This is a genomic window from Candidatus Allofournierella excrementavium (assembly GCF_048526665.1).
Classification (GTDB): Bacteria; Bacillota; Clostridia; order Oscillospirales; family Ruminococcaceae; genus Allofournierella_A; species Allofournierella_A excrementavium.
Genome location: NZ_DBGFPE010000031.1, coordinates 22,993 through 31,958 on the forward strand (window position 1 = coordinate 22,993; position 8,966 = coordinate 31,958).

Consider the following 8,966-nt stretch of genomic DNA (forward strand, 5'->3'; position numbering starts at 1 on the left):
GAGCGAGGCTCATTTCAGCCTCGCTCCTTTCAGCGCTTTCTACTCTTTTTGATGGCTTTACAAATCAACACGACGATAATATGAATGGCGATGGAAACGGCAGAAGCAACCGCGATCAGAGAATAAAGCGTAAAAGGTTTGAAGTAGTCACCCATCGGGCCGACTCCGGATAGTTTTGCAGCCACACAGGATGAAATGAAACTCAAAGCATTGCCGATGAAAATAATGGGGATATCACCCGTTCTCAGAGCGCACCAGCATAAAAGGGCGAGCCCCGCGGCCATGATGCCGTAAAACAGCATTGTTCCATGGGTCGCATCGGCCCAAGCGGCAAGAAAGGCGAAAGGAACGCAATATACGGCCGGCAGCAAGGCTTTGAGTGTCTGTGCTTTTTTCATGAGCTGTACTCCTTTACAAAAAAGTGGGCGGATGGTGCCTGTATTATAACATGTTTCAGCCCACCGGTTCCGATTTGAGCAAAGACACATTACAGGGAAAAGCGTCCTCCCCGGCGGGAGGACGCTTTTTTGCGTGTCAGCCGTTCCGGCGCAGCCCTTTGTTCAGCTGCCGCGCCGTGCGCCGGGCGGCGGCCCAGCCGGCCAGCCAGAAGACCAGGAACAGTGCGAGGAAGATGGCGGAATAGTTCAGGAAGCCCGCCAGGCTGTGTTCCATCCAGTGGGCCAGCCAGGCGGAGGGCAGCATCGCCAGCGAAGCGCCCAGAAAATATACGGCGGTCTGTTTGGCGCAGCTCCAGTCCTCCCGCCGCCACACCAGCGACAGGGCGGAGAAGGCCGCGCCGATGCCGGCGCACAGCAGCGCCTGCACTGCCACGGCGGCGGCCTCGCTGCCCATGGCCTCGGTCATGGCCGGCATCACGGCCAGATACTCGCCGCCGCCCCAGAAAAAGGACAGCAGGATGGTGATGGCGTAGCCGGTGGCCAGACCCAACGGCGCGCCCTGCGCCGCACAGCGAAGCACTTTTTTCATCATGATCACCTCATATCCCCAGGATTTGTTTGATGGCGGGCACATACCGGCGGGATACATAGCAGGTCCCGCCGTTTTTCAGCCGCACGCAGATGGTGCCGGAAAGGCTGGTGTCGAAGCTCTCCGCCCAGTCCAGATTTACCAGCTCCGAGTGGGAGATGCGCACGAAGCGCCGCCCCGCCAGCCGGGCCTCCGCCTCGTACAGCCGCATCCGCAGCAGATGTTCGCCCTTTTCGGTCACGGCGTACACCCTGCCCGCCGCGGCGTACACCCGCACCAGGGCGTCCGGATCCAGCACTTCCAGCCGCCCTGTCCGCTCGCCGCACAAAAGAGGCGGCTGTTCGCTCAGGCGGCGCAGCAGCTGCTCCACCTCGCCCGTCACGGCGGCGGTGCGCAGGGTCAGTTCCGGCTCGGTGCAGGCCGCGTCCAGCACAACTTCCACTTTCATCTCCATCGCCTCCCTGTACGGCCATTATAAAGAAAGGGCCGGGGGATTTCAACGGTTTTTCCACAGTCGGTCGCTTTTGGCCCACAGTCGGCGTTTTTTCTTTGCACGCCGGGGCAAAGTGTGTTATGCTCTTCTTAAATAAAAAGGAGGGGTGCAACATGGGTTATACCTTCGGATTCATCGGCGCCGGCAACATGGGCGGCGCGCTGGCCCGGGCGGCCTGCCGCTGGCGGCCGGAGCAGGTGGTGCTCACCGACCGCACGCTGGACAAGGCGGTGGCCCTGGCCGAGGAGCTGGACTGCGACATCGCCATGGACAACGCCGCCGTGGCCCGGGAGGCAAAGTTCATCTTCCTGGGGGTCAAGCCCCAGATGATGGGGGACATGCTGGCCGCCCTCGCGCCCACGCTGGAAGAGCGGGGCGGGGGATATGTGCTGGTGAGCATGGCCGCCGGCCTCACCATCGCCCGGCTGGAGGAGATGCTGGGCTTTGAGGCCCCCATCCTGCGCATCATGCCCAACACCCCCGCCGCCATCGGCGAGGGGATGATCCTCTATGCCGCCAACGGGCGGGTGGCCGCCGCCGACGTGGAGGAATTCTGCGACAAGATGGTGGGCGCGGGCCGGTTCGACGCGCTGGAAGAGCGCCTCATCGACGCGGCCAGCTCGGTGTCCGGCTGCGGGCCGGCCTTCGTGTATCAGTTCATCGAGGCCCTGGCGGACGGGGGCGTGGCCTGCGGCCTGCCCCGGCCCAAGGCCATGGAGTACGCCGCCCAGACCCTGGTGGGCGCGGCGGGCATGGTGCTGGCCACCGGCCGCCACCCCGGCCAGCTGAAGGACGAGGTGTGCAGCCCCGGCGGCAGCACCATCGCCGGGGTCTACGCCCTGGAAAAGGGCGGGATGCGCGCCGCGGTGATGAGCGCCGTGCTGGAAAGCTTTGAAAAGAACAAGGAGCTGGGCAAACAATGAGCGGACTGGGCATTCGCCTTGTGGGGCTGGACATCGACGGCACCCTTCTGAACAGCGCCGGGCAGCTCACCATGCGCACCGAACAGGCCATCCGCGCCTGCATCGCCGCGGGCTGCCTTGTGGTGCCCGCCAGCGGACGGCCCTGGGGCGGCCTGCCGAAGGCCTTCACCTCCATCCCCGGAGTGGACTGGGCGGTCACCGCCAACGGAGCCACCCTGGTGGACCTGGCCGCCGGGCAGGTGGCCGAGCGCCGCTGGATGAGCCGGGAGGACTGGTTTTACGCCTGGGACCTCACCGCCGGCTTTGACCGGGTGATGGACCTGTTCCTGGACGGCTGGGGCTACAGCGAAGCCGCGAAGCTGGAGCGGGCGGAGGACTGGGCGCCCCCCGGCATGGCGGGCTATCTGCGGTCCAGCCGCCGTTCGGTGGAAAACGTGCACGCCTTCGCCGGGCAGCAGGCGGCCATCGAAAAGGCCAACCTCTTTTTCACTCACCCCGCCCAGCGCCTGGAAGCCTGGCGGCTGCTGGAAGAGAGCGGCCGCTTTGAGGTGAGCGCCTCCAGCGCGGTGGGCATCGAGCTGAACGCCAAAGGGGTGGACAAGGCCGAGGGCCTGCTGGCCCTGGGCCGGCGGCTGGGCATCGAGCCCGCCTTCATCATGGCCTGCGGCGACGCGGGCAACGACCTGCCCATGCTGCGCCGCGCGGGGGTGGGGGTGGCCATGGGCAACGCCGCCCCGGCGGTGAAGTCGGCGGCCCGCTTCGTCACCGACACCAATGACAACGACGGCGTGGCCAAGGCGCTGGAGCGCTTTGTGCTGGGCCGCTGAAAAGGAAAAACAAGGGCCCCTCTTTTCCCGGGAAAAGAGGGGCCCTTTTGCTGCCCGGAAAAAGGGGCTTGTCCCGGCGGGCGGTTTGTGCTATCCTCAATACCGTGCGGCAAAACGGGCCGCAGCTCGAAACGGGGAAGTGACCTTTTTATGCTGGACTGGCTGCCGCTCTCTTTGCCGGCGATGCTGTTTTTGTGCGCGATGGTGGGCCTTGCGGGCTTTGTGGACGCTGCCGCGGGCGGCGGCGGGCTCATCGCCCTGCCCGCCTACATGGCGGTGGGTCTGCCCATGCACTATGTCTACGGCTGCAACAAGCTCTCGTCGGCGGTGGGCACCACCTTCTCCACCGCCCGCTTTTTCAAAAACGGCGCGCTGGAACTCAAGGTGGGCCTCGCGGCCGCCGCGGCCAGCTTTATGGGCAGCGCCCTGGCCAGCCAGGTGGTGCTGCTTCTGCCGGACGCGTCCCTCAAGCTCATCCTGCTGGTGATGCTGCCGGTGGCGGCGGTCATCATCCTCGCCCGGCGGGACCTGACCGGCCCCGACCGGCCCGCCTTGCGCCAGGGGGCGGGCAAGTGGTGGAAGGCGGCGGCCATCGGCTTTTTCATCGGCAGCTACGACGGCCTCATCGGCCCCGGCACCGGCACCTTCGCCATCCTGGCCTTCTGCATGTTCATGGGCTACGACCTGCGCAGCGCCTCCGGCAACGCAAAGCTTTTGAACCTTGCCAGCAACTACGCCTCGGTCATCACCATGGTCACCGCGGGCAAGGTGCTCTACGCCGTGGCCCTGCCGGCGGCGGTGTTTGGCATCATCGGCCACCTGCTGGGCAGCGGCATGGCGCTGAAAAAGGGCGCGAAGTTCATCCGCCCCATGATGCTCTGCGTGTTGGTGCTGCTTCTGGCGGACCTGGTGGGGGAGCTGCTCGCATAACATAATATAAAAAGAGCGCGGGAAAATTTCCCGCGCTCTTTTCAGTTTTTCAGCTTGCTCAGATAGCGGTAGATGGTGGCCTCGCTGGAGCCCAGCTGGGCGGCCACCTCGCTCACCGCGCCCTTCAGATGGAACAGCCCCGCCTGCTGCAGCGCCTCCACGATGCGTATTTTCTCCTCCATGGTCAGCCGGCTGCTGGGCATGCCCGCCCGGCCGGTGACCTCCTCGATGGCTCCCCGCACCACGTCGGGGATGTTGCTCACAAAGATCTCGGTGCTCTGGGGCGCTTCCTCTTCCTCTGTCTGGGGCGTGCAGCTCACCGGCGGCATGCCGCACATGGTCAGGATGTCGTTGGCCGCCTGGATGCCCCGGGAGGGGTCAAAGTTGATGCACAGCATGCCGATGACCTGACCCGCCTCGTCCTTGATGAACATGGTGGAGGAGCGCAGGTTCCCGTTCTTGCGGGAAACGCCCCGGTAGCCCACCTTGTAGTCGTGCTGTTCGTACTCCTTGTCCGCCAGAAAGCGCAGGGCCAGCGCCGTCAGCGGCGCGCCCATGCTGCGCCCGCTGATGTGCCCGTTCACGATGGCCACGATGGCGTTGTTGCCCTCGCTCAGATCGTGCAGCACCACCTCATAATCGCTGCCCAGGGCCTGGCCCAGAAACTCCACCAGCGTTTTATACTGCTCCAGAATGATATGCATTTCCGTACGCCCCTCATTGCATACAAACGACAGTGCGCCTGTGTCAAATTGCTTGCTTTTTTGATAACATATGACACTTTTTCAGTATAACACTCACACACTCAAAATGCAAACAGAGGGCAAAAAAGCAAGAAATCGTCAGCACAATTAACAAATTATTCATAAATACTTGGGCATTATGATAATAATAAATTATCACGGCGAGAAATTATTGACATACCCTTGAAAAGTGCTAAAATGAAGGTGAAAAGCCGGGCGAACGCGCCGGCGTCGATGGAAAAACGCGCGGGGATCTCCGCGCCGGAGCCGCGGCACGGCCGCCGCGGGCTTCGCCGTTCGTGGGCCGAAGAGAGAGAACAGGAGAGCGAGAGTATGGACAAGACGATGTTCTTCCGCATTTTGAACAGCGAGATGGAGCTGGCTACCGGCTGTACCGAGCCGGGCGCCGTCGCCCTCACCGGCGCTTACGCGGGCGCCGAGCTGAACAAGCGGGGCGAGGTGATCCGGCGTATGGAAGTCAACGCCTCCACCAACATTCTGAAGAACGCCATGGCGGCCGGCATCCCCGGCACCAAATACACCGGCATGGGCTATGCCTCGGCCATCGGCGCCTGCGCCGCGGCCCCGGAAAAGCAGCTGGAAGTCATCAACGGCGTGTCGGACGATGTGTACAAAGCTGCCGAGCTTCTGGTGGAGAGCGGCAAGGTGGTCGTGGGCCACGCCGACGTGCCTCAGAAGCTGTACATCGAGGTCATCGCCCATGGCGACACCCACACCGCCCGTGCGGTCATCGCCGACCTGCACACCAACCTGATCGCCCTTGAGGTGGACGGCGAGAGCGTCATGACGGCCGGCGGCAGCGCTGCCGGCGGCAGCGACAAGGACGTGGTCACCCCCGAGGAGATCGCCGAGTTCCTGACCCTTCGCAAGATCTATGATTTCTGCGACAAGGAACTGGACCCCATGAACGACCCCATCGACATCATCCGCAGCGCGGTGAGCGTGAACAGCGCCATCTGCGAGCGCGGCCTTGAAAAGGATTACGGCCTGGCCATCGGCCCCAACCTGCGCCGCAACTGCCACGACGGCCTGATGACCTGGGACATGGTCACCAACTCCATGATGGTCACCGCCGCCGGCGCCGACGCCCGCATGGCCGGCGCGCCCTACTCCGTGGTCGCCAACTCCGGCAGCGGCAACCAGGGCATCACCGCCACCATGCCCACCGTGGCTCTGGCCAAGTGGAAGGACATCCCCGAAGACAAGATGCTCCGCGCCGTCACCATGAGCCATCTGGTGGCCATCCGCATCAAGTCCAAGTTCGGCCGTCTGAGCGCTCTGTGCGGCGCCACCGTGGCCGGCACCGGTTCCGCCTGCGCCATTACTTACCTGCTGGGCGGCGACTATGACGCCGTCTGCCGCGCGGTGCCCAACATGATCGGCAACGTGGCCGGCATGCTGTGCGACGGCGCCAAGGCCGACTGCGCGCTGAAGATCTCCTCCTGCGTCAACGCTGCTTTCCAGGCCGCCTTCATGGCCCTGCGCGGCGTGCGCGTGCAGAACACCGACGGCATCGTGGAGACCGATCCCGAGCACACCATCGACAACTTTGCCGAACTGGGCAATCAGGGCTCCGGCCCGCTGGACGCGGCCATCCTGCACATGATGCTCAACAAGAAGTAAGGAGAAGGCAGAGAAGGGCATTTTTGCAGAGCTCTGAAAGCGCTGCTTTGAGAGAAGAGGACACAGCATAAAGGGAAGAGAGGAATTTTGTATGAAGAAGTTACTTACAAGCCTGCCGGCGCGGCTGCTGATAGGCATTATCCTGGGCATTCTGCTCGGCCTTGTGATCCCGGAAGGCGGCTGGGGCGACCCGGTCATGCAGGTCGTGGTCACCGTTAAGTACATTTTGAACCAGCTGATCAACTTCTGCGTGCCGCTGATCATCATCGGCTTCATCGCGCCGTCGATCACCAAGCTGGGCAACAGCGCCACCAAGATGCTGGGCATCGCTTTGATGCTGGCCTACGTCTCCAGCCTGCTGGCCGCCCTTCTGTCCATGGGCGCCGGCTATGGCATCATCCCCAACCTGAACATCGCCAGCTCGATGGACGGCCTGCGTGAGCTGCCCACCGCGGTGTTCCAGCTGGATATCCCCCAGATCATGTCCGTCATGAGCGCTCTGGTGTTCAGCGTGCTGATCGGCCTGGCCGCCGTGTGGACCAAGGCCGGCACCACCACCAAGGTGCTGATCGAGTTCCAGGACATCGTGCTGGACATCGTGACCAAGGTGGTCATCCCCGTCCTGCCGGTGTTCATCACCGCCACCTTCCTGGGCCTCTCCTGGGAGGGCACCATCACCAAGCAGCTGCCCGTGTTCCTGATCGTGATCGTCATCGTCATGATCGGCCACTATCTGTGGATGGCGGTCCTGTACGGTGTGGCCGGCGCCTATTCCGGCAAGAACCCGCTGGAAGTGGTCCGTCACTACGGCCCCGCTTACCTGACCGCCGTGGGCACCATGTCCAGCGCCGCCACCCTGGCTGTGGCCCTGCAGTGCGCCAACAAGAGCAAGGTGCTGCGCAAGGATATGATCCAGTTTGGCATCCCCCTGTTCGCGAACATCCACCTCTGCGGCTCGGTTCTGACGGAAGTGTTCTTCTGCATGACCGTCTCCAAGGTGCTCTACGGCGAACTGCCTGACCTGGGCACCATGATCCTGTTCTGCGTGCTGCTGGGCGTCTTCGCCGTGGGCGCGCCTGGCGTGCCCGGCGGCACCGTCATGGCTTCTCTGGGCATCATCACCGGCGTGCTCGGCTTCGACGACGCCGGCACCGCGATGATGCTGGCCGTCTTCGCCCTGCAGGACAGCTTCGGCACCGCCTGCAACGTCACCGGCGACGGCGCGCTGACTCTGATCCTGACCGGCTATGCCGACAAACATCACATGGAGGAGCAGCACCTGGCGGTCGATCTGTGATCGGCTGCTTGTGCTGAACCGCTGAAAAGCCCTCTCTCTGCCACTCCTTATCATAGACCAGACCCCCGGCCGCAAGGCCGGGGGTCTGGCATTTTTTTGTTCGGGAAGATCAGGCGGCGGCACGGTTGCGGGCGCGCCCGGCGGCCTTCAGCGTGCCGTAAAGCAGCGCCGCGTCGATGGGCAGCTTGATGATGTTCTTCACGATCTTCACCGAGCTGAAAATGACAAAGGCCTGACCGTACATCATGTGCAGCCACAGCGGCGTGAGGACAAAGTTGATGACCAGCGTCACCGTGAGGCAGGCGCCCACCGCCAGCAGCGGCCGGGGCCGGCGCTTGTAGAACCACAGCCCGTAGATGAAGCCCAGCAAAAACTGGTTGAAGGTGAACCCGAAGAAGAAGGCGCCGTTGGGCCGCAGGAAATAGCTCAAAAGGTCCACCGCCACCCCGGCGGTGCCCGCCACCCACGGGCCGCACAGCGCCGCGCACAGCGCCGTTGCCAGAAAGGCGAAGCCGATCTCCAGCACCGGGCTCACCTCAAAGGTGAACAGCCGGTCGATGATGACCGCCGCGCCGGTCAGAAGCCCCGCCACCACAAGGCTGCGGGTGCGGCCGAATTCGGCCAGACTGTCCACAAGCTGGACTTTCAGGGGAAAACGCATACAAAAAGACCTCCTTCAAAATGCGGGTTGCCGCACAATTGAAAGAGGCCCACGGCCGAAAAAGCAAAAAAAGCGCGGAGCGCCCCTTTGCAGACCCGGCCCCGCGCGTTACAGTTATGCAGCAGCGGGATGCAAAGCCGGCACCGCGGGCCAAAGGCCCTTCGTCCGCCCCGCAACTCCCCGTCGGGTCGGCACTTGACGCGCAGGCTTTTACTCTGCAAGCCCCATTATACAGGCTGCCCCGGCCTTTTACAATCCCCGGCGGCAAAGAAATTTGAATTGTTCACAAAAACGGTGTACACTATTATACAAAAGCGCCCCCGTGCGCACGCATCTTTTAAAAAGACCTGCTAACAAAAGTCAAGTAGAAATTTCAGATTTGAGGGAGCGGCAAAAAGACAACACAAAATCAAGCCGCTGAGCATCTCAAAATCGAAACGGCGGCCAACCAGATGGTATGA

At 63.0% G+C, this 8,966-nt stretch carries 10 protein-coding genes and 1 riboswitch; of the genes, 5 read left to right on the forward strand and 5 right to left on the reverse strand.

Going from position 1 to position 8,966, the window contains the following annotated elements:
- Window positions 1-29 precede the first annotated feature (29 nt).
- The 3 genes from ACMI1Q_RS08000 to ACMI1Q_RS08010 form a co-directional block, all read right to left on the reverse strand.
- On the reverse strand, window positions 30-398 hold the full coding sequence (locus ACMI1Q_RS08000) for a hypothetical protein (protein WP_330058989.1): 369 nt from the start codon (window positions 396-398) through the stop codon (window positions 30-32).
- A gap of 136 nt (window positions 399-534) precedes the next feature.
- Window positions 535-987, reverse strand: a complete 453-nt coding sequence (locus tag ACMI1Q_RS08005; RefSeq protein ID WP_419503386.1) for a DUF3021 domain-containing protein — start codon at window positions 985-987, stop codon at window positions 535-537.
- Between the two features lie 10 nt (window positions 988-997).
- The gene (locus ACMI1Q_RS08010; RefSeq protein WP_419503387.1) at window positions 998-1,435 is read right to left on the reverse strand and encodes a LytTR family DNA-binding domain-containing protein; all 438 of its coding nucleotides are present in this window, start codon (window positions 1,433-1,435) and stop codon (window positions 998-1,000) included.
- A gap of 158 nt (window positions 1,436-1,593) precedes the next feature.
- Between ACMI1Q_RS08010 and proC the strand changes: the two genes are divergently transcribed.
- The 3 genes from proC (at window position 1,594) to ACMI1Q_RS08025 (ending at window position 4,160) form a co-directional block, all read left to right on the forward strand.
- On the forward strand, window positions 1,594-2,403 hold the full coding sequence (gene proC / locus ACMI1Q_RS08015; protein WP_419503388.1) for a pyrroline-5-carboxylate reductase: 810 nt from the start codon (window positions 1,594-1,596) through the stop codon (window positions 2,401-2,403).
- Window positions 2,400-3,230 carry a Cof-type HAD-IIB family hydrolase gene (locus tag ACMI1Q_RS08020; RefSeq protein ID WP_419503389.1) on the forward strand — a complete coding sequence of 277 codons (831 nt, stop codon included), beginning with the start codon at window positions 2,400-2,402 and terminating at the stop codon, window positions 3,228-3,230. The genes proC and ACMI1Q_RS08020 overlap by 4 nt, the downstream gene beginning before the upstream one ends.
- Before the next feature lie 150 nt (window positions 3,231-3,380).
- Window positions 3,381-4,160, forward strand: coding sequence for a sulfite exporter TauE/SafE family protein (locus ACMI1Q_RS08025; protein WP_419503390.1), 780 nt, complete (start codon window positions 3,381-3,383; stop codon window positions 4,158-4,160).
- Window positions 4,161-4,201: 41 nt separating this feature from the next.
- Here the strand turns inward: ACMI1Q_RS08025 and ACMI1Q_RS08030 are convergent, their stop codons facing one another.
- Complete coding sequence (locus ACMI1Q_RS08030) at window positions 4,202-4,864, reverse strand: helix-turn-helix transcriptional regulator (RefSeq protein WP_419503391.1); 663 nt, start codon at window positions 4,862-4,864, stop codon at window positions 4,202-4,204.
- A 372-nt stretch (window positions 4,865-5,236) separates the two neighbouring features.
- Here ACMI1Q_RS08030 and ACMI1Q_RS08035 point away from each other — a divergent pair, with 372 nt between their 5' ends.
- Both ACMI1Q_RS08035 and ACMI1Q_RS08040 read left to right on the forward strand, forming a co-directional pair.
- Window positions 5,237-6,547, forward strand: a complete 1,311-nt coding sequence (locus tag ACMI1Q_RS08035) for a serine dehydratase subunit alpha family protein (RefSeq protein WP_419503392.1) — start codon at window positions 5,237-5,239, stop codon at window positions 6,545-6,547.
- 91 nt (window positions 6,548-6,638) lie between these two features.
- Window positions 6,639-7,844 carry a dicarboxylate/amino acid:cation symporter gene (locus ACMI1Q_RS08040; RefSeq protein ID WP_394981121.1) on the forward strand — a complete coding sequence of 402 codons (1,206 nt, stop codon included), beginning with the start codon at window positions 6,639-6,641 and terminating at the stop codon, window positions 7,842-7,844.
- Between the two features lie 109 nt (window positions 7,845-7,953).
- Here the strand turns inward: ACMI1Q_RS08040 and ACMI1Q_RS08045 are convergent, their stop codons facing one another.
- A complete protein-coding gene (locus ACMI1Q_RS08045) occupies window positions 7,954-8,505 on the reverse strand; it encodes a folate family ECF transporter S component (RefSeq protein ID WP_394981123.1) in 552 nt (183 codons plus the stop codon).
- Between the two features lie 120 nt (window positions 8,506-8,625).
- Window positions 8,626-8,725: riboswitch (THF riboswitch) on the reverse strand.
- Window positions 8,726-8,966 lie beyond the last annotated feature (241 nt).

Coding starts and splice junctions, on each gene's coding strand:
- ACMI1Q_RS08035 (WP_419503392.1), top strand. CDS start 5,237: ATGGACAAGACGATGTTCTTCCGCATTTTGAACAGCGAGATGGAGCTG.
- proC (WP_419503388.1), top strand. CDS start 1,594: ATGGGTTATACCTTCGGATTCATCGGCGCCGGCAACATGGGCGGCGCG.
- ACMI1Q_RS08030 (WP_419503391.1), bottom strand. CDS start 4,864: ATGCATATCATTCTGGAGCAGTATAAAACGCTGGTGGAGTTTCTGGGC.
- ACMI1Q_RS08000 (WP_330058989.1), bottom strand. CDS start 398: ATGAAAAAAGCACAGACACTCAAAGCCTTGCTGCCGGCCGTATATTGC.
- ACMI1Q_RS08010 (WP_419503387.1), bottom strand. CDS start 1,435: ATGAAAGTGGAAGTTGTGCTGGACGCGGCCTGCACCGAGCCGGAACTG.
- ACMI1Q_RS08025 (WP_419503390.1), top strand. CDS start 3,381: ATGCTGGACTGGCTGCCGCTCTCTTTGCCGGCGATGCTGTTTTTGTGC.
- ACMI1Q_RS08020 (WP_419503389.1), top strand. CDS start 2,400: ATGAGCGGACTGGGCATTCGCCTTGTGGGGCTGGACATCGACGGCACC.
- ACMI1Q_RS08045 (WP_394981123.1), bottom strand. CDS start 8,505: ATGCGTTTTCCCCTGAAAGTCCAGCTTGTGGACAGTCTGGCCGAATTC.
- ACMI1Q_RS08005 (WP_419503386.1), bottom strand. CDS start 987: ATGAAAAAAGTGCTTCGCTGTGCGGCGCAGGGCGCGCCGTTGGGTCTG.
- ACMI1Q_RS08040 (WP_394981121.1), top strand. CDS start 6,639: ATGAAGAAGTTACTTACAAGCCTGCCGGCGCGGCTGCTGATAGGCATT.